The 18,499-nt window shown below is 68.6% G+C and carries 20 protein-coding genes; 8 read left to right on the plus strand and 12 right to left on the minus strand.

Features of this window, described 5'->3' with window-relative positions:
- Positions 1–220: 220 nt before the first annotated feature.
- From ACWD38_RS06050 to ACWD38_RS06080, 7 genes are all read right to left on the minus strand, one after another.
- On the minus strand, positions 221–727 hold the full coding sequence (locus ACWD38_RS06050; RefSeq protein WP_184476848.1) for a hypothetical protein: 507 nt from the start codon (positions 725–727) through the stop codon (positions 221–223).
- Between the two features lie 15 nt (positions 728–742).
- Positions 743–1,231 (minus strand): hypothetical protein, encoded by a 489-nt coding sequence (locus ACWD38_RS06055; protein WP_184476846.1) that lies wholly within the window; start codon positions 1,229–1,231, stop codon positions 743–745.
- Between the two features lie 44 nt (positions 1,232–1,275).
- Complete coding sequence (locus ACWD38_RS06060; protein WP_450123466.1) at positions 1,276–2,055, minus strand: hypothetical protein; 780 nt, start codon at positions 2,053–2,055, stop codon at positions 1,276–1,278.
- Positions 2,052–2,387 (minus strand): hypothetical protein, encoded by a 336-nt coding sequence (locus ACWD38_RS06065; RefSeq protein ID WP_184476842.1) that lies wholly within the window; start codon positions 2,385–2,387, stop codon positions 2,052–2,054. Before ACWD38_RS06065 ends, ACWD38_RS06060 begins: the two co-directional genes overlap by 4 nt.
- The gene (locus ACWD38_RS06070; RefSeq protein WP_184476840.1) at positions 2,387–3,094 is read right to left on the minus strand and encodes a YbaB/EbfC family nucleoid-associated protein; all 708 of its coding nucleotides are present in this window, start codon (positions 3,092–3,094) and stop codon (positions 2,387–2,389) included. The genes ACWD38_RS06065 and ACWD38_RS06070 overlap by 1 nt, the downstream gene beginning before the upstream one ends.
- A gap of 90 nt (positions 3,095–3,184) precedes the next feature.
- Positions 3,185–3,394 (minus strand): DUF397 domain-containing protein, encoded by a 210-nt coding sequence (locus ACWD38_RS06075; RefSeq protein WP_450123467.1) that lies wholly within the window; start codon positions 3,392–3,394, stop codon positions 3,185–3,187.
- Positions 3,395–3,413: 19 nt separating this feature from the next.
- The gene (locus ACWD38_RS06080) at positions 3,414–4,250 is read right to left on the minus strand and encodes a helix-turn-helix domain-containing protein (protein WP_450123468.1); all 837 of its coding nucleotides are present in this window, start codon (positions 4,248–4,250) and stop codon (positions 3,414–3,416) included.
- A gap of 204 nt (positions 4,251–4,454) precedes the next feature.
- On the opposite strand from ACWD38_RS06080, the gene ACWD38_RS06085 reads away from it, so the two are divergent.
- Together ACWD38_RS06085 and ACWD38_RS06090 are read left to right on the plus strand one after the other, a co-directional pair.
- Positions 4,455–4,817, plus strand: coding sequence for a hypothetical protein (locus tag ACWD38_RS06085; RefSeq protein ID WP_184476834.1), 363 nt, complete (start codon positions 4,455–4,457; stop codon positions 4,815–4,817).
- Positions 4,804–5,010 (plus strand): hypothetical protein, encoded by a 207-nt coding sequence (locus ACWD38_RS06090; protein ID WP_184476832.1) that lies wholly within the window; start codon positions 4,804–4,806, stop codon positions 5,008–5,010. The genes ACWD38_RS06085 and ACWD38_RS06090 overlap by 14 nt, the downstream gene beginning before the upstream one ends.
- A gap of 48 nt (positions 5,011–5,058) precedes the next feature.
- Here the strand turns inward: ACWD38_RS06090 and ACWD38_RS06095 are convergent, their stop codons facing one another.
- The 4 genes from ACWD38_RS06095 to ACWD38_RS06110 form a co-directional block, all read right to left on the minus strand.
- Positions 5,059–7,533, minus strand: a complete 2,475-nt coding sequence (locus ACWD38_RS06095; RefSeq protein WP_450123469.1) for a glycoside hydrolase family 172 protein — start codon at positions 7,531–7,533, stop codon at positions 5,059–5,061.
- 484 nt (positions 7,534–8,017) lie between these two features.
- Complete coding sequence (locus ACWD38_RS06100) at positions 8,018–9,028, minus strand: substrate-binding domain-containing protein (RefSeq protein ID WP_184476828.1); 1,011 nt, start codon at positions 9,026–9,028, stop codon at positions 8,018–8,020.
- 115 nt (positions 9,029–9,143) lie between these two features.
- Positions 9,144–10,193, minus strand: coding sequence for an ABC transporter permease (locus ACWD38_RS06105; RefSeq protein WP_450123470.1), 1,050 nt, complete (start codon positions 10,191–10,193; stop codon positions 9,144–9,146).
- Positions 10,190–11,776: a sugar ABC transporter ATP-binding protein gene (locus tag ACWD38_RS06110; RefSeq protein WP_450123471.1), complete on the minus strand. Its 1,587-nt coding sequence runs from the start codon at positions 11,774–11,776 to the stop codon at positions 10,190–10,192. Before ACWD38_RS06110 ends, ACWD38_RS06105 begins: the two co-directional genes overlap by 4 nt.
- 249 nt (positions 11,777–12,025) lie before the next feature.
- Here ACWD38_RS06110 and ACWD38_RS06115 point away from each other — a divergent pair, with 249 nt between their 5' ends.
- A complete protein-coding gene (locus ACWD38_RS06115) occupies positions 12,026–12,946 on the plus strand; it encodes a DUF6542 domain-containing protein (protein ID WP_450123472.1) in 921 nt (306 codons plus the stop codon).
- Between the two features lie 114 nt (positions 12,947–13,060).
- Here the strand turns inward: ACWD38_RS06115 and ACWD38_RS06120 are convergent, their stop codons facing one another.
- Positions 13,061–14,128, minus strand: a complete 1,068-nt coding sequence (locus tag ACWD38_RS06120) for a 4-hydroxy-3-methylbut-2-enyl diphosphate reductase (protein ID WP_450123473.1) — start codon at positions 14,126–14,128, stop codon at positions 13,061–13,063.
- Positions 14,129–14,300: 172 nt separating this feature from the next.
- Here ACWD38_RS06120 and ACWD38_RS06125 point away from each other — a divergent pair, with 172 nt between their 5' ends.
- The 5 genes from ACWD38_RS06125 to glpX all read left to right on the plus strand — a co-directional run bounded on the left by ACWD38_RS06125 (position 14,301) and on the right by glpX (position 18,185).
- Entirely contained in the window at positions 14,301–14,774 is a 474-nt protein-coding gene (locus tag ACWD38_RS06125) for a lipid droplet-associated protein (protein ID WP_184476817.1), read from the plus strand.
- A gap of 295 nt (positions 14,775–15,069) precedes the next feature.
- Positions 15,070–16,329: an exodeoxyribonuclease VII large subunit gene (xseA, locus tag ACWD38_RS06130; RefSeq protein WP_343071179.1), complete on the plus strand. Its 1,260-nt coding sequence runs from the start codon at positions 15,070–15,072 to the stop codon at positions 16,327–16,329.
- Between the two features lie 19 nt (positions 16,330–16,348).
- Positions 16,349–16,756 carry a hypothetical protein gene (locus ACWD38_RS06135; RefSeq protein WP_266092409.1) on the plus strand — a complete coding sequence of 136 codons (408 nt, stop codon included), beginning with the start codon at positions 16,349–16,351 and terminating at the stop codon, positions 16,754–16,756.
- A complete protein-coding gene (locus ACWD38_RS06140; protein ID WP_184476813.1) occupies positions 16,753–17,016 on the plus strand; it encodes an exodeoxyribonuclease VII small subunit in 264 nt (87 codons plus the stop codon). The genes ACWD38_RS06135 and ACWD38_RS06140 overlap by 4 nt, the downstream gene beginning before the upstream one ends.
- A 122-nt stretch (positions 17,017–17,138) precedes the next feature.
- Positions 17,139–18,185, plus strand: a complete 1,047-nt coding sequence (gene glpX / locus ACWD38_RS06145; protein WP_184476811.1) for a class II fructose-bisphosphatase — start codon at positions 17,139–17,141, stop codon at positions 18,183–18,185.
- Positions 18,186–18,499: the final 314 nt, after the last annotated feature.

Below are 18,499 nucleotides of genomic sequence, written 5' to 3' on the forward strand. Positions count from 1 at the left end.
CGAGGGTGATCGCCACCCGTTCAGCCCAATGGTTTCCAAGGCAGAGATTTGCACATTCCGTTGACCTGCATTGACGGCGATTCACAGCGATGATCAGCGGGTGTGCCGACGGCTCCGAGCCGACCAGGACTGCGCCGATGGGGAGAGTGAGATCTCAACCGGACCGTGACCGTGCTGCCACCTGGAACGAGCAAGACGGCACCGTGCCGAGCCGAACCGCTCACCGCAGTCCCGGAATATCCGATCGCAATGCCGTGAACGTGACGATCGTGGCCACGAACGACAGGAACGCGGGCAGGAACAGGAAAGCCGTGTACACGAGAAGTTCGACGCCGCCTTCGGAATCCAAGTGGAGGGAAAACGCCGCCAGCGCGCTCAAGGCGAACACGCCTCCCATCAGAATGACCGAACCGCGGCGGCTGCCGGTTGCACCGTTCGCCTCCAGCCATCCGGTCTTGAAGTACGACCGCGCCGTAAGCGTGAAAACGCCGTGCATGAAGCCGAACAGCGCTGCCACTGCTGTCAGCATCGCTGTGAGCACCGCGAAGCTGCCCACGGAAACCAGGAAGAACGGCGCCGGAATTCCAGCCGCGCCCACCATCGCGGAGACGAACAACAACGGCAGTCCTGCCCCCAGCAGGCATCGCTTCGCGTGTCGAATCCACGCAGCGGAAACCGGGATGTACCTCGGCGGTGGCGGCGGGCCGTACGGGATGGAGACGACCATCAGAGCCTTCCTTCATCACCACTGTGGAGGCTCAGGGCGCACTGACTTGAACATCAGCCACCACGCGATTCCAGCCATGAACATCGGGGCCGCCATGAATACCAGGTAGAGCACGAGTTCCGCGTCCAACACGATCGGCCCACTGCTTCGATCTGCTGAAGTACTGATGATGAGCGCCAGGAGAGCCTCGGAAAAACCGTTCATGACGACAGTCCCGATGCACAACACCAACGCCTGCCGGACGAGTACCCTGGATCCGGCGACGTCGAAGAACCCGCCGCGGAAATACGACTGACTCAACAAGACGGACAAACCCAGCAGCCAGCCAAATAATGCGAACATTCCTACCGTCAGCGCAACCCCGATAGAAAGCGTGTTCTCAGAGACCGGCAGGAAAAAAGTCCATGTCACGCCGACCACCGCAATGATCGGGTATCCGATCATCAGCGCTAAACCCGTGAGCAGCAGACGCAGCTTCTTCGTGCGTTCCCACTCGGGCGACACAGGAATGAACCTAGGCGTCGGCCCAGGGCCAGTAGGAATCGGAATCATCGGACCTCCCAGTTGGACCCATCACCATCGCTGGCACTGCCGTCACCCAGATCGACGCCATTGTTCGGCTTCGTCCACTGCTCACCTAGGCCATCGATGGCACTGCTGATGATCTGGACCTGCGAGTTGATCGGCTGAACGGTGGCGTAGAAAGCAGTCACAGCAGCCCCGATAAGACCGACGACCACGGAAGCGACTCCGGCGATACCGACGACAGCCGCCGGTGCCGTGACGATCCCCGCCAACCCGGCGATTGCACCCACCAGCCCCACCGCGAATGTAACCACCGCGACCCAGACAGCCACCCAGAACATCTCAATGGCGTTGGCTAACGAATCTAGCGCCGTAACCATCTTGTCGGCGGCACCCTGAATGCTGGTCACCGCACCGGACTGCCCGGGGACAAGAGCCTTGTACGCCTCGGCAGCTCGCCCTTCCCATTCGATGTTACTGCGATGCTTATCCAAGTTGATAGCACCGGCGACATCTTTCAGCGACGCCGAAACCTGATCGGACCACTGCTTCGAAATCTCACGCAGAAGGTCAACTTGACCAGGTTTTTGAACAAATTCGTTGATTTCCTCGAAAATCTTCAAATGGATCTTCCCGAACTCTTCCATCCCCTTTTTGATCGGTTCGATCAGGCGCAGGAAGGCTTCGGGCACCCAGCTCAACACTTGATTGACGCCGTCGTAGAGCTTCTGGACCATCTCTTGCACTTCGGTGAGCTTTCCGCTCACCATGTGGATGACGTCATCTCCGGCGGCTGCGGTCACGGGTGTTCTCCAAGAAGATTGTTCAGCTCGTGTACGGCGGCGTCGTCGTCGGCTTGGTACTGCTCGGCCGCAGCTGTCAGATCGTCGGCTATCTTGTTGAAATATTGCTGCCCTTGGCCGAGCAAGTCTCCGATCGCGGTGCGCAGCTCTTCCAACGTGTCGTCCAAGCCGAGCTCATCACTGAAGTAGAACCTGTCAGCGTCGTTGATCCGCGCGGCTTCCACCGCCTGCTTCGGGCCGTTCATCGCTTCGGCTTGTTCGCGCCACAGGGCTGCGTCGGTGTGCATGGCGTCGAGGGCGGTTTTGATGCCTTCTCCGTTCGGGGGTGCCATCAGGGTCCCTTCGGGGGGTCGGTGACGAAGCCGAGGCGGCGGAGGAATCGCTGCGGGTCGCTCGCCAGCGCGAACAGTTGGGAGATCGCCGGACTCTGCGGTCCGTTGGCCACATCGCCCGGGGAGGTTTTGCTGCGCAGGACTCGTAGGACGTCGGCGAGTTCGCGTTCGATCTCGCTGTTGCGCGCGGCGCTGCACCAGGTCGCGTCGATGACGAGGTCCAGGATCTGGCCTTGTTTCGACGTTCCCCGGACGTGGCCGCCGCTGCTCTGGCCGGACACCATCGCGCCGACGGCGTCGGTCATCCGCTGGTTGAACGCCTCCAGGTCAGCGGACACGGCGTTGATGAGCTGCATCGCGTCCGCGGCCGTGATCGGCTCATCGGAGGCGGCGATGCCTTCGACCGGCTTCGCCGGGGCCTCTGGCGGAGCGGATTGCACGAGCTCGGCCTGTGCCGTCGCCGCTCGCATGGTCGCGTCGTTCGCGGCGGCTACGACGTGCGTGGACAGGCTGCGCGGATCGGTCGTGCCCTTCCAGCCGGAGGCCAGCTCGACCGAGCGGAACTCGCCGGTGTCGGTCACGTGGACCGTGACGACACCCGCCGGGTCCCGGCCGCGGAGCAGGTCGTCCGCCGAGTCCGATCGCTCGGAGTTCCGGGCCGCCTCGGGCTCTAGATCTTCCTCGTTCAGCTGCCACCGTTGATCCACGGGTCGGCACCCTACCTAGACCAGGCGGTACCGGTGTTGATTCGCGGAAACTCCGACGCCACAACAGCCGAGCAACCGTGCCGAGCGCTCTCAGCCGTCGAGCCGGCCCGCTTTCACGGCCCCGAGGAAGGCGCTGAACGCGTTCGCGTCGAAGTTCAGGATCGGGCCGGTGGCGCCGAGTTTGGAGTCGCGGACCGCGGAGCGGTCGGCGGATAACGCGACCTCGACGCACGCTCCGCCGTTGGCGTTGCTGCGGGTGGACTTCCGCCAGTTCACGGCCGGTGTGTCCTGGGCGGTCACGGTACCACCTTCTTCTGTCCTATTCGAGCTTCCCGAGTGCGTCCCGGATGAGCTCGGCCGAAGCGGACTCGCTGAGCGCTGCGACCCTCAAACGGTTGAACGCAACGGTATAGGACTTGAGGTGTTGCGGACCAGCAAGATAATCCGCGTTCGTCAGACCCTCCAGGTAGAGGATCGTCTTCTCCGGCTCGGCGAGGTTGAGGATGGTGAACGGCGATCCCAACGCCAGGTGCGCCCAGTCGGACAGCGGCAGGACCTGCAACGTCACGTGCTTCAGCTTCGCCACGTCCAGCAGCACGTCGAGCTGTTCGCGCATGACCTCGCCGTTTCCCACGACACCGCGAATCGCCGGTTCGCCCAGGACGACCGACAACTCCGGAGGATTCGGCGAGGTGAGCCGCGCGCGGCGAGCGACGCGACTGTCCGCGATCCGCCCCACGTCCTCCGGTCGCACGGAGATCGCCTGCTTGAGCAATGTTTCGGCGTAGGCCTTCGTCTGCAAGATGCCCGGGATCATGTCGCCGTAGTGGATCAGCAGTTCGCCGGCCACCGATTCCATGCCCACGTATGACCGTGCCCAGTCCTGCACCCGCCCGTAGCTGCCGCGCTTGCGTGCTTCCTTCGCCAGCTGGTGGATGCGTTCGGTCCGGTCGCCGTCGACACCGCAGCGCTCGGCGATCCGGTCCAGCTCGGCGGCGGAGATCGTGCGGGCACCGTTCTCCAGCTTGGACACCTTGGAGACGTCCCAGCGCAGCAGGTCGGCGAGCTCCTTCGGCTCCACTCCGGCCGCTTCACGCATCCTGCGCAGTTCCAAGCCGAGTTCGAGCCTGCGGATGACCGGCCCCGGGTTCGTCACGCTGCCTCCTAGATCGCTCCGCGACAGTCTGCCGCGTACCGCTCGAAAACATGATCCCCCTAAAGGGCGACTATCTAGATGGCATTGCCGCTTATAGATTCGACTTAGCGGCGATCCGACGTCGCTGACGTGGGGTCGGTGGTCTCCCCTCCTCCCCGACCGGGCCACCGGCTCCACGTCTCCAGCCGATTTCCGGGGGTGGCAATGCTGTCCGGAGTTGAGTCCTCGTTCCTCCCGCACCTCGCGGCGATCCGCGCCAGCGTGCGGGCCGGGTTCCGGTTCCAGCACGTGCCGAGCCGGGGCGAAGTCCTCTCGGTGCACGGATTCCGGGCCTCGCACGGCGCGATGGACACCTACGTCGCGCACGACCGGCACGACGCGACGGCCGCCCGCTACCGGCTCGCGGACCTCGACCGGGGCACTCCGCAACCCCTGTGGCAACGGCACGGGAACGTCGCCGACGTCGTCACCGAACTGCTCGAACTTCCCCCGCACGGCGCTCCCGGCGCGCCCGGCCGCACCGGGAGCGCGAGTGCCCTCTGGCTGCCCTCTCATGTCGTCGCCTGACCCCGCCCGCGGCTGGCCCGGCGTGTTCACCAGTGACCGGGTGCACCACGTCTCCCCGGCCAACGCGCGGCGGATCTCCCATGGCGCGCAGCGGAATCGGCTCGGCCTCGCCGACTGCGGCGCGGTCTGCGCGCCACCCACCCCGAACCAGTGGCCGCTGACCGCCTGCCCGCTCTGCTACCCCCGGACATGACGGTGCCCGGTGGTCGACGAACCACCGGGCACCGTCAGCGGGAATCGCTCAGTACTTGAACACCTCGTACCGCGAAGCCGTCCACGGCGGGGCGCCCTGCACCGGGATCAGTTCCACCCGCACCTCGGCCTTGCCCTCCGTCAACGCGGCGGGCAGCTCGAAACCGTCGTCCAGCCAGCGGTGCGTGCCGTTGCCCAAGGGCTGCAACCAGGTGCCCGCCGACTCGCCGTCGACCCGCACCTCCACCTGCTGGTAGGCCTGCGCTTGATCGCTGAGCCTGCGCAAGTGGGCACCCGCGTTGTCCTCGCCGAGCTCCACGTCGAAGCTCACCGGACCCGTCGACGCCGCCACCTGGCCGCTGCGCTCCGCATCGGTTCCCTCGAAGCGGGACTGCAACGGCTCGACCGTCTCGCCGCCCGCCTCATAACCGTGCGAATCGCGGCTGCCGCGGTCCGACAGGTCGAGGTCGTCGACCTTCTCCTGCGACACCGGATGCCCGCCGTACCAGTACGCCGTCGAGCTGTAGTCGCCCGGCTCGTCGTTGTTCGGACCGTGCTCGATGTCCGCGATCAGGCCGTCGTTGAACGGCACCGCGTCCGGCACCTGCAAGCGGTACGCGCCAGTGCAGTCGTACTGGCAGCCGTCACCGTTGAGCTCGTGCGCCGGGTTGCCGGCCAGCGGCATCGAGAACGTCGTGCCGTCGCGGAAGTACCAGCCCGACTCGTAGTAGTCCTCGCTGCCGGTGCCGTGCCACGCCGGGCTCGCCGAACCGTTGACGTAGAACCGCTCGTCGCCCTCCAAGTAGTTGCGCTGGTTGGCGACCGCGTTCGTCTCCGGCATCGACAACGGCTGGTTGCGGTGCGTGGCCGCCGCGTTCGGCGGGATCAGGCCGCGCATCGTGTGCGTCACGCCGTAGAACGTGCCCGAGCCCTTCGCATCCAGGAAGTTCCAGTCCTGGCCCTCCACGGTCCGGCCGCGGTGGTGCGTGGCGTTGAAGTAGCCGGTGTTCTCGTCGACGTCCTTCGGCGCCGTCGAGACCTCCGCCGTCATGCCCTCGATCGGCACGCCGCCGCCGTTGACGATCTCCACGGTCGCGCTCTGGCTGAACGGCATCGGCCACCACGAGGTGTACCAACCGCCGTCGCCCGGATCGATCGACGTCATCATGCTGCGGACGTCGTACTCGCCGAGACCGGAGCCGAAGAACTCGCCGATGGGGGCGTCCACCGTCGTCTTGCCGTCGAAGGTGATGCGCAACCGCGCCGATTCCAGCACGTGCTCCGAGGCGGTCACCTCCTCGGGGCTGAAGCCGTAGCGGCCCAGCAGCTTCTCCCGCGCGAACACCGCGTTGTCGATGCGGTAGCCGTGCGCCGCCTCCTCACCGGGGTGGGCGGGGCCCACGTCGAGCACGTCGGTGCGCACCCACTCGCCGTCGACCAGGCTCTGCACGTCGTAGCGGAACTCGTTGACGTCCAGCGACGAGGACACGAACCGGCTCGCGACCTCCACCGAGGACTTGCCCGCGGTGAGCTCGGCGGGCACGTCGATCGCCTGCACCGCCCAACCGCCCGGCGCCGCCGGACCGCTGCGCCACTCACCCGCGGGGGCGCCGTCCACGCTGAGGGTGGCCACCTGGTCGGCGACCTGCGGGTCGGAGCGGCGCACGATGCGCACGCCCTCGTTGTCCGGGGCCACCGCCGCGTCGAACCGGCTGCCGCCGCCCGCGCCGAACGCGCGACCGTCGTCGACGACCCGCGGGCTCGGCACGATCTGCGGGATGCGCAGCCGCAGCTCGTTGATCTGCCCAGGCCCCTCGATCTGCGCCACCGGAGCCGCCGTGCCCGGGACGACGCCGAAGTCGCGGCGGGTCGGCTGCGCCTCCGGGTCGGTGCCCTTCGGGTCCGCGACGCCGAACATCCGCAGCCGCGCCAGCACGTCCTCGGCGGGGTCCGACGGGTCGAAGGTGTCCACGCCCTCCGCGTCGCCGAAGGAGCGGTAGTCCACGTGGTAGAAGTTCGGGTTGTTCTGCACCGTCACCCGCATCGACTCGCGGTACGGCATCGGCACCTTGATCACCGCGCCGCCCGCCGAATCGTCGGCGTTGCCGACCAGCGGCCATTCGAACGGCGCGCCGACCCGGCCGCTGACCACGTCGATCAGCGGGGCGTCGAGCACCGTGCGGCCGTCCAGCTCGATCACGATGTTGCCGGTGCCGGTCACGTCGCCCCACGGTTCGCGGGTGAACCAGATCGAGGAGATCTCGCCCGCACCGGCCCGTTCCGCGATCACGCAGCCGCGGTCGCTCTCGCGCAGGCAGGAGAAGGTGCCTTCGAAACCGTCGTCGTTGCTGCCGTCGCGGGCGAAGCTGGAGAACTGGCCCGTCTGCTCCGAGCCGCGCAGCTGGGCCAGACCGTCCGGCTCGCGGTAGGTGTCCCAGCCGACGCTGCCCTTGTCCGCCGCGCGCTGCTGCGCCGAACCCTGAGCGGCGGCCTGCGTCGGGCCGTGGCCGGAATCAGCGACCATCGCGGCGGCCGCCAGGGACGCGACACCGAGAAACGCGCCGAACCTCCTCGGCAGCCGTTTCGCAGCGCGCAGCGCGTCACTACTGCGGTCTCTCATCAAAGCTCGCCCTCCCCACATCACTATCCACAGTGGACAGCGTTGTCCTGGTCATTCGACGGTGGTGCGCGGTTGGGATCGGATCGGTCGGTCCCCGGAACGCGGGCGCGCAAGATCACGCGCTCCCTTTCAGACCGCAGCGTAGGAAGAAACCGGTGCCTCTCCAAGGAACATCGCGGAACCGACGGAATCCGGAGTACGAAATTCACTCATTAAGATGGTCACCGGCGCGAGGCGGGAGCCACTACCACCAACCAGGTGGATTTGATTTCTTTTCGGTGACAGCTGGTATTGCCAAAGAAAGTCGCACGCCAGGACAACTTCGCCCTAGCGTGCGACCTGCACCTTCACCGAATCAGTAACCGTATGTGGTAAGCGGGAGTCTCGCTCAACCCTGATTCAACCGGGCGTAGACCTCGCCCGCGTTCTCCTTCGTGATCAATTCCGTAGGAAGGGTTTGCTTCTTCTCCGTCGGCCGGCAATCCACCAGGATCTTCTTCGCCGCCTCGACGGCCTCCTCGCCGCCCGTCGGATTGAGGAAGGTGGCCTGCAAACGCCCTTGCTCCACGGAACGAATACCGCCGGCCTCGATCGGCAGGCCATCGATGCCGACGAATTTCAGCTGCTGCGCCCGACCGGCCGCCTCCGCCGCCAGGTACGCGCCCTCGGCCATCGGGTCGTTGTGCGAGTACACCGCCTGCGCGTCCGGGTGAGCCTTGAGCAGCGCGTCCATCTTCTCCTGGCCCAGCGACCGCTCCCAGTCCCCGTCGCCCTGCCCGATGATCTCGATCTTCGAGCCCTCGATGCCCTGCATGAAGCCGTCGTGGCGCTCACCGGCCGGCGTCGACCCGGACAGGCCCCTGATCTCCAGGATCTTGCCGCCGTCCGGGAACAGCACGTCCTTGAAGTACTCCCCGGCCTGCCTGCCGATGTCGACGTTGTCCACACCGATGTACGTGGTGTACGCGTCCCCGTTGACCTTGCGGTCCAGCAGCACCACCGGGGTGCCCGAGTTGTAGGCCTTGCGCACCACGTCGGTCAGCGGTGCCGCCTCGTTCGGCGAGATCATCAGCAGGTCGACCTGCTTGGTCAGGAACGACTCCACGTCGCTGACCTGCTTGGCGTTGTCCTTGCCCGCGTCCGAGAACTGCACGTCCTCGAACTGCGGCACCTGCTCCGCCGCCTTGCGGATGTCCGCGTCCATCCGCACCCGGTACGGCTCGGCGAGGTTCGCCTGGCTCATGCCGATCGTGTACTTGCCGTCCGGGCCACCGCAGCTCTGCCGCGGATCCTGCGGTTGGGCCTGGCCGGTGTTCTCGCTCGTCGTGCCGCACGCCGCGGCGGTGACGGCCAAGGCGGCGCAAGCGGCTGCGAACGCAGACCTCGTTGTCTTTCGCATCGTGCTTCCTTCCCGAAGAACTCCAGGGACGCGTCGAGGGGGCGGGTGGAATCGGAGGGACCGGGAACGGCTTCGCGGAGCCAGGACCGGCTGACGGGATCGGAACGGGCCGGAGTCAGGCCGTGGGGCGCAGCCGCTGCAACGCCGCGGCGGCCACGATCACCAGACCCTTGATCAGCAACTGCATGTCGGTGTCGACGCTGTTGAGGCTCAGGATGTTGTTGAGGATGCCCAGCAGCAGCGCGCCCGCGATCGTGCCCACCACCGACCCGCGCCCACCTGCCAGGCTGGTGCCACCGACCACGACCGCCGCGATGCCGTCGAGCTCGTAGGCCAGCCCGTCGTTCGGGCTGCCCGCGTTGAGCTGCCCCGCGTGCACGATGCCCGCCAGCGCGGCGCAGAAACCGGACAGCGCGAACGCGACGATCTTCACCCGGTTCACCGGCACACCGGACAGGCGCGCGGCCTTCTCGTTGCCGCCGATCGCGTACAGGTGCCGCGAGTAGGCGCTGTAGCGCAGGAACAGGATCGCCGCGACCGCCACCACCGCGAAGATCAACGCCGGGATCGGCACCACACCGCCGAACGTGCGCTCCCCCAGCAGGGAGAACAGCATCGGCGCCTGGCCCTCGCCGTCGCCGTAGGAGATCTGCACGGTCTCGCCGCCCGACCACATCCGCGCCAGACCGCGCGCGATGTTCAACCCGGCCAGCGTCACGATGAACGCCTGCACGCCCAGCAGCGCCACCGCCGCGCCCTGCAGCACGCCGAAGATCAACCCGATCAGCAGCACCAGCAGCGCCGCCAGCAGCACCCCGAAGTCGTCGTTGACCAGCAGCACCGCCGACCCCACCGCGGCCAGCCCCAGCACCGAGCCCACCGACAGGTCGATGCCGCCGATCAGGATCACGAACGTCAAACCGACCGCGATGATCCCGATCTCCGACACCGCGCGCACGATGTTGAACAGGTTGTCGCTGGTCAGGAACAAGATCTGGCCGTCGTCGCCGCGCGGGGACAGCACGATCGCGGCGAGGAACACCGCGACCAGGCCGAAGAAGCTCTGGAACCGGAACAGCGTCTCCGCCACCTCGCGGCGCGACCGGCCCCGAGGTGGCTCCGGTGCGCTCGGCGAAGCCTCCCGCTCGTGCGTCTGCTCGCTCATCGTGCGCCTCCCCCCGCGACGGGGCCGCGCCCCGCCTCGACAGCCGATGACTCGTCCTGCGACACCTTTTCCCCCATTGCGGCGGCCAACAATTCGGCTTCACCGGCCTGGGTGGTGTCGAACTCCGCCACGCTTCGGCCGTGCCGCAGCACCACCACGCGGTGACACACGCCGGTCAGCTCCGGCAGCTCCGAGGACGCCAGCAGCACGCCGATGCCCCGCGCGGCGATCTCCCCCAGCAGCTCGTAGATCTCCGCCTTCGCGCCGATGTCCACGCCGCGCGTCGGCTCGTCCAGCAGCAGCAGCCGCGGTTCGGTCAGCAGCATCCGGCCGAACACGACCTTCTGCTGGTTCCCGCCGGACAAGGTGCCCACCGGATCGGCGATGCGGCCCAGCTTCACCTTCAGCCGCCGCACGCTGCGCTCCGTCTCGCCCGCCTCCGAACTCCGCCGCACCAGGCCACCGAATCCGAGCCGGTCCACCACCGAGAGCACCATGTTCGCCTGCACCGAGTGCCCCAGCACCAAGCCCGCGGCGCGGCGGTCTTCCGGGACGAACGCGATGCCCTTGCGCAACGCCTCGCGGGGGCCGCCGGGCCGCACCGGCTGCCCGTCCAGCAGCACCGAGCCCTCCCAGCGCCCCGCCGAACCGGCGCCGAACAACGACTCCAGCAGCTCCGTGCGCCCCGACCCGAGCAACCCGCACACGCCGACGATCTCGCCGGCCCGCACCGACACGTCGATGCCGTCGGGTTCCCGCCTGCCCACCCGGTGCCTGCGCGGCCGCACCCGGAAGTCCGACACCGACAGCAGCTCGTCACCGGGCGGGCTCTCGTCCTGGTTGCGGAACAAGGTGCGCACCGAGCGGCCCACCATCGCCTCCGCCGCCTGCTCCGCGGTGAGGTCGCGAGCGTCGAACTCGGCCACCCACCGGCCGTTGCGCAGCACCGTCGCCCGGTCGGCGACGGCGCCGATCTCGTCCATCCGGTGCGAGATGTAGACGATGCCGGTGCCGCGCCTGCGCAGCTCGGAGATCACCGCGAACAGCCGCTGCACCTCGGAGTTCGACAGCGCCGAGGTCGGCTCGTCCATGATCAGGACCTTGGCCTCCAGCAGCAGCGCCCGCGCGATCGTCACCAGCTGCTGCTCGCCCACCCGCAGCTCGCCCACCGGGCGCGACGGGTCGAGGTCGATGCCGGTGCGCTGGAGCAGCTCGCGGGTGCGCTGCGCCATCCGGCGGCGGTCCACCACACCGGCCCGGCGCAGCTCGCGGCCCAGGTAGAGGTTGTCGGCGACCGACAGCGCGGGCACCAGGTCGAGCTCCTGGTGGATCATCGCGATGCCGGCCTGCTGGGCGTCCGAGGGCTTCGCGAACCGCACCGGGTTCCCGCCGACCGCGACGGTGCCCTCGTAGTCGGCGATGTCGCCGGAGAGCACGCGCATCAACGTGGACTTGCCCGCGCCGTTCTCCCCCAGCAGCGCGTGCACTTCGCCCTCGTGCACGGTCAGGTCCACACCGTCGCACGCCAGGACACCGCCGTAGCGTTTGGTGATGCCGGTCAGCTCTACCAGTGGCGCCGTCATTCGAGTTCCCCCCGCCATCCGACCGCTGTCACCCGAAGCAACCGACGAACACGAGAAAACGATTGCTCGGACGCTAAGAGTTTCCAGTTGCTTGTGTCAAGGTTCACAGTCCACCCGCCCGAGGCTCAGCCGCCATTCGGCCGCGCCTGGGATCACACAACGGTCACGAGGGCATGAAGCGCCGCAGGTCCGCGATCAACTTCCGGAGAGGTCGTTCCACGCCCGTTCTAGACCGTTACGGTTGTGCGCGTGACCGCCACTCGCGAGCGCCAGAGCGCCCCCACTCCCGACAACGGCGCCCCACAATGGGCAGAACGGTCCGCTTTCGGCAGCCGTGGCGTGCCCCTATGGGGAGCAGTGCTGATCGCGGCGGGCGGCACCGCGCTGGGCGCGGTGATCGACCTGATCCTGAGCGGCACCCCCGGATTGATCTTCAAGATCGGCCTGATCGTGGGATGCCTGGCCTCGGTGGCGCTGGTGCGGCGGGGCAACCTGTTCGGGCCGATGGTGCAGCCCCCGCTGGTCGCCACCGTGGTGATGCCGATCCTGGTCGTGCTGTTCGGCGGCGGCACGAACAGCAGCGGCATGATGGGCAAGGCGCTGTCGGTCGTGCAGCCGCTCATCGCGGGCTTCCCGATGATGGCGATCACCACCGCCGCCAGCCTCGCGTTCGGCCTCGTGCGGATGTTCTGGCTCCAGCGCGCCGACCAGGACGACATCGACATCTCCGACACCCCGACGAAGAAGCGCCGGCCGGTCAAGCCGCCGAAGGAGGCCGGGCAGGACGCCGCCCGGCAGCCGCGCAAGCGCTCCGCCGACGGCGAGCGGCGACCCGCCGCCGGCCCGCGCGGTGAACGCGGTGAGCGGGGTGAGCGGAACAAGGCGCGGCGGCCCGCTTCCGAACAGGGCGGACGCCCCCGCGACGGGGCCAAGCGCGACCCGCGTCCCGAACGCGGCGACCGGGCCACCCCGCCGGCCCGCGGCGGCGAACGCGGTCGCGGCACGCCCCCCGGCCGCACCGGCTCCGGTGGCCGCGGCCAGCCCGGCAGGGCCGCCGACCGCGGCGAAGGACGCCCCCGCCCCGCGCCCGGCCGCGGACGGCCCGAACCGAAACCCGACCCGCAGCGCAGGCCCCGCAAGCCGCGGCGCGACGACGACTTCTTCGGCTGAGCCGGACGCGCACGGCCGAGCCACCGCTCGCCTCGGCCTCGCGAACCCCGCCGAACGCAGCACGGCCCGCCGGACCATTCGGTCGAGCGGGCCGCACTTGGATCCGGAGTCGGGTCAGCGCACGCCCTTCGGGGCGTCCGGGTTCTCCTTGAGGTCCTTGCGCAGTTCCTTCGGCAGCGAGAACTGGATCTTCTCGTTCGCCGTGGTCACCTCTTCGACCTCACCGTCCCAGCCGCGCTGCGACAGGTGGTCCAAGACCTGCATGACCAGCACGTCCGGCACCGAGGCACCGCTGGTCACGCCGACCGTGGTCACGCCCTCCAGCCAGGACTCCTCGATCTGGTCCGCGTAGTCGATCAGGTGCGAAGCCCGCGCGCCCGCCTGCAGCGCGACCTCGACCAGGCGCTTCGAGTTCGACGAGTTCTGCGAACCCACGACCAGCACCAGATCGCACTCCGCGGCCATCGCCTTCACCGCGATCTGGCGGTTCGACGTGGCGTAGCAGATGTCATCGCTCGGCGGCGCCTGCAGATCCGGGAAGCGGCCCTTGATCTGGTCGACCCGCTCCATCGTCTCGTCGACGCTGAGCGTGGTTTGCGACAGCCACACCACCTTGTTGGGGTCCCGGACGTTGACCTTGTCCACGTCCTCCGGCTTGTCGACCAGCTGCACGCGGTCCGGCGCCTCGCCCGCGGTGCCCTCGACCTCCTCGTGGCCCTCGTGGCCGATCAGCAGGATGTCGTAGTCGTCGCGGGCGAACCGGTTGACCTCCTTGTGCACCTTCGTGACCAGCGGGCAGGTCGCGTCGATGGTGCGCAGGTTGCGGGCCTTCGCCTCCTCGTGCACCGCGGGGGCGACGCCGTGCGCGGAGAACACGACCAGCGCGCCCTCCGGGACCTCGTCGGTCTCCTCGACGAAGATCACGCCGCGCTCCTGGAGGGTCTCCACCACGTGCTTGTTGTGCACGATCTCCTTGCGCACGTACACCGGCGGACCGTAGGTCTCCAGCGCCTTCTCCACCGTGATCACCGCGCGGTCCACACCGGCGCAATAGCCACGGGGTTTGGCGAGCAGCACGCGCTTGGCGCGCCGGCCCTCCGGGGTCGTCGTGTCCTGATCGGGGGTGCCCTGGTCAAGGTCGCCTTGGGCGAGGCGATCGGCGGCCTGCGGCGAGGTGCTCATACCTGCCAGGGTACGGACCACCTCGCGACGGGTCAGCCCTGCGGCCACCCACCTCACCCGTACCGCGCGTCACCGGTCCCGCGCCCGGCGGAGCCCACCGGCCGAGCGCGGGGGCGAACCTCATGTCCCAGGACGATGGTTTCCCACGCGCGAGTGCGGGAAGGTAGGGCCCATGTCGACGTATCCCTTGCCGATCCGGGTCGCGGCCGGACTCGCGACCGTCACCGTCGAACAGACCCGGCAGCTGCCCGCGCAGCTGCTCGGCCTGCCGCTGACCGTGGCCAGCCAAGCGCTGCAGCTGTCCATGCGGGTGCAGCAGCAGATCACCGAACTGGCCATCCGCGGCGACGAGACGCTCAGCGCCTGGCAGGGCACCGAGGACGAACCCGAATGGGCGACCTTCGACGAGGACGAACCACCGCCCCCGGCGGAGCAGCGGCTGGTGAACGTCGCCGAACCCACCGACGGCTCCGACGTGCTCGCCGAGTACGACGGCATGAGCCTGCCGCAGCTGCGCGGCAAGCTCCGCGGCTTCTCCGCCGACGAAGTCGAGGAGTTGCTGGAGCACGAGCAGCGGAACGAGAACCGCGTCGAGTTCGTCCGGATGCTCACCAACCGCCTAACCCGCCTCCGCGGCGAAGACTGACGTCTGCCTGGATCCGCGCTCAGCCTGCTTTGGTGGTCGGGTGGCGGAACCTCAGTGGATTTCTCGCTGCGGGATCTTTTTCCCAAGTGGCTCCGCCACGAGGGAAAAAGCTGTCCTCGCGAGAAATCCACTGAGAACCCGCAGGTGGTCGGCTTTTCGACGTGGGCTATGTGCTTCGCACATGCAGGCACGGCCTCCGGCCGCAAAGCACGGCCTTCGGCCGCAAGGCACGGCTTCGGCGGTTGGGGTCGTTGGGGGTGGGGGCGCCGTATGATCGCGCCGCTGTTGCACGGACGTGGAAGGAGCGGTCCTGAACGCACCCGCCAACCAGGCGCCGACCAGCGCGGAAGAACCGTGGCCGGTGCGCACCGTCGCCCGCAAGATCGCCGACTGGATCCACCGGCTCGGCAACATCTGGGTCGAAGGGCAGATCACCCAGATCTCCAACCGCCCCGGCGCCGCCACCTCGTTCCTCACCCTCCGCGACCCCTCCGCCGAGGTGTCGCTGACGCTGACCTGCGCGTCCTCGCTGCTGCGCAAGCAGGATCCGCCGCTGACCGACGGCAGCCGCGTCGTGGTCCACGGCAAGCCCACGTTCTTCGTCGGGCGCGGCACGCTGAGCCTGCGCGTCGACGAGATCCGCGCCGTCGGCATCGGTGAACTGCTCGCCCGCATCGAACGGCTCCGGCAGCTGCTCAAAGCGGAAGGCCTGTTCGACCCGGCCCGCAAGCGCCCGCTGCCGTTCCTGCCGAACAAGGTAGGCCTCATCACCGGACGGGCCTCCGCCGCGGAGCACGACGTGCTCAGCAACGCGCGGCTGCGCTGGCCGTCGGTGCGCTTCGAGATCCGCAACGTGGCCGTGCAGGGCTCCACCGCGGTGCCGCAGATCCTCGACGCGCTCGGCGAACTCGACCGCGACCCCGAGGTCGACGTGATCGTGCTCGCGCGCGGCGGCGGCAGCGTGGAGGACCTGCTGCCGTTCTCCGACGAGACCCTGTGCCGCGCGGTGTCGACCTGCCGGACCCCGGTGATCAGCGCCATCGGGCACGAACCGGACTCGCCGCTGCTGGACCACGTCGCCGACGTCCGCTGCTCCACGCCCACCGGAGCGGGCAAACGAGTCGTACCGGACATGGCCGAGGAAACGCAGCGAGTGCACCAACTGCGCGACCGCGCGCGACGTGCGCTACACGGATGGGTGGATCGTGAGCGCAGGCTGCTCGACTCGCTGCGCAGCCGCCCCGCGCTCGCCGACCCGCACGGCCCGCTGGCGCGCAGATCAGAGCAGGTGCAGGTGGCCCGGGACCGCGCGCGGCGGGCCATCACCGGCGTGCTCACCGCCGAAGGGCACGCCATGACCGCGACTCGATCTCGCTTGACGACCCTCGGTCCTGCGGCCACTCTTGCTCGCGGGTACGCGATCGTGCAGCGCGTCGACTCCGACGGAGCCGACGGAGTGCTCCGGTCGATCGAAGAGGCTCCGGCGGGAACCACGCTGCGGGTGCGGGTCGTTGACGGAGCGGTACGCGCCGTGGTGCCCGACGGATCGGAGTAGCAGAACGAGGGAGGTCGTGGTGCAGGGACAACAGGAGCCCACATTCCTCCCGTTGACGGTCGCCGTCACCCGCTCGCCGCAACTGCGCGACGCGGAGCGGGTTCGGCAATGCGTCCACGAGGCGGACGCGGCGGCGGTCGGGTGCTGGAACGCGCTGCTCGGCGGCTGCGATTCCACCGAGCGCAGGACGCTGCCGGTGAAGCTGCGGGCGCTCGCCGACGCGGCCTCCGCCTACGCGGGGACCCGGTGGTGGGTCGGTCACGGTTCCGGACATCGACGTAGGGTCACCGAAGCGCAGTTGCGCATCAACGACGCGGTCCGCGAAGGCGACGGCGCCGAGTTCGCCGAGGCGTTCATCGGCTACGACCAGGCCATCGCGACCGCCGTGGTGTCCGTGCCCAGCAAGCTGGAGAGCCCCACCCCGTGACGAACAACGAGCAGGACGAGCACTTCGACCCGGTCGCCGACCACCCGGACGTCGCCGAACTCGGCTACGAACCGGCCCGCGACGAGCTGGCCGACGTGGTCAAGCGGCTCGAAGCCGGCGGCCTTTCCCTGGAGGAGTCGCTGGCCCTCTGGGAACGCGGCGAAGCCCTCGCGACGGTGTGCGAACGCCACCTCGCGGGCGCCAGGGAACGCGTCGACCGCGCCCTCGCCTCCGTCGAGGAACCCGGCCAACAGCAGTAGTGGGCTCGCCCACGTGACCCGGCTTCGGGGTGGGCGATCTGCGAAGATCCCCGGTAACGAGTGCGGCGCGCGGAGCCGGCGCGCCATGCCGATGAAGTCAGCTCGCCATACCGGGAGGCGCGATGAGCACGTCCACCACGCAGGGCCGCCACGAGGCACCCGACCGCAACCTGGCCATGGAGCTGGTCCGGGTCACCGAAGCCGCCGCGATGGCCGCCGGGCGCTGGGTGGGTCGCGGTGACAAGAACTCAGGTGACGGCGCCGCAGTGGACGCCATGCGCAAGCTGATCGGCACCGTCTCGATGCGCGGCGTCGTCGTCATCGGCGAAGGCGAGAAGGACGAAGCGCCGATGCTGTTCAACGGCGAAGAGGTCGGCAACGGCGAAGGTCCCGAGGTGGACGTCGCCGTCGACCCCATCGACGGGACGACACTGCTGAGCAAGGGCATGCCGAACGCGCTGGCCGTGCTCGCCGTCGCCGAGCGCGGCGCCATGTTCGACCCGTCCGCGGTGTTCTACATGGAGAAGCTCGCCGTCGGCCCCGAGGCCGCGGGCGTCGTCGACCTCAACGCGCCGACCGCCGAGAACATCCGCCGCGTCGCGAAGGCCAAGCACATCGACGTCTCCGACGTGACGGTCTGCATCCTGGACCGGCCGCGGCACGAGGACCTGGTCCGCGAAGTCCGCGAGGCGGGCGCCCGCATCCAGTTCATCTCCGACGGCGATGTGGCAGGCGCGATCGCCGCGGCCCGCCCGGACAGCGGTGTCGACATGTTGATCGGCATCGGCGGCACCCCCGAAGGCATCATCACGGCCGCGGCGCTGAAGTGCCTCGACGGGGAGATCCAGACCCGGTTGTGGCCGAAGGACGACGAGGAGCGGCAGAAGGCGATCGACGCCGGGCACGACGTGGACCGGGTGCTGACCACCACGGACCTGGTGCGCGGCGACAACGTCTTCTTCTGCGCCACCGGCATCACCGACGGCGCGCTGCTCAAGGGCGTGCACTACCGGGCGAACCGGTGCAGCACCCAGTCCATCGTGATGCGCTCGAAGTCGGGCACGGTGCGGATGATCGAGGGCCTGCACAAGCTGACGAAGCTGCGCGAGTACTCCGACGTGGACCTCGACGGCGCGGGCGAGAACGCCCGCCACGGGCTGCTGCCCTGATCTTCCGCTAGGCCGAACGGACCGCTCATCCCGATGGGGTGGGCGGTCCTTTCTTGTGCTCTCCGGATCGATCCTCGCTGGGGCGACGGGCACTTTTTCCCGGTATTTCCCCGAAATCGGCCGATCGGACGGACTTGACCTGCACCTCGACCCGCATCGGCGCCGCGGCACCGGCGTAGGGGCGACGGGCACACCGCCATAAGTGGGTGCCTCGGTCGAGTGAAGCTCCTTACCGTCAGTGGTCACTCGGCCCGCCGCACCGGACCGAGCTCCACTACCGGCCGATCCCCGAGCCGGGTGTACGGAAGGACTCG

The sequence above is a fragment of the Saccharopolyspora sp. NPDC002578 genome (genome assembly GCF_053592695.1).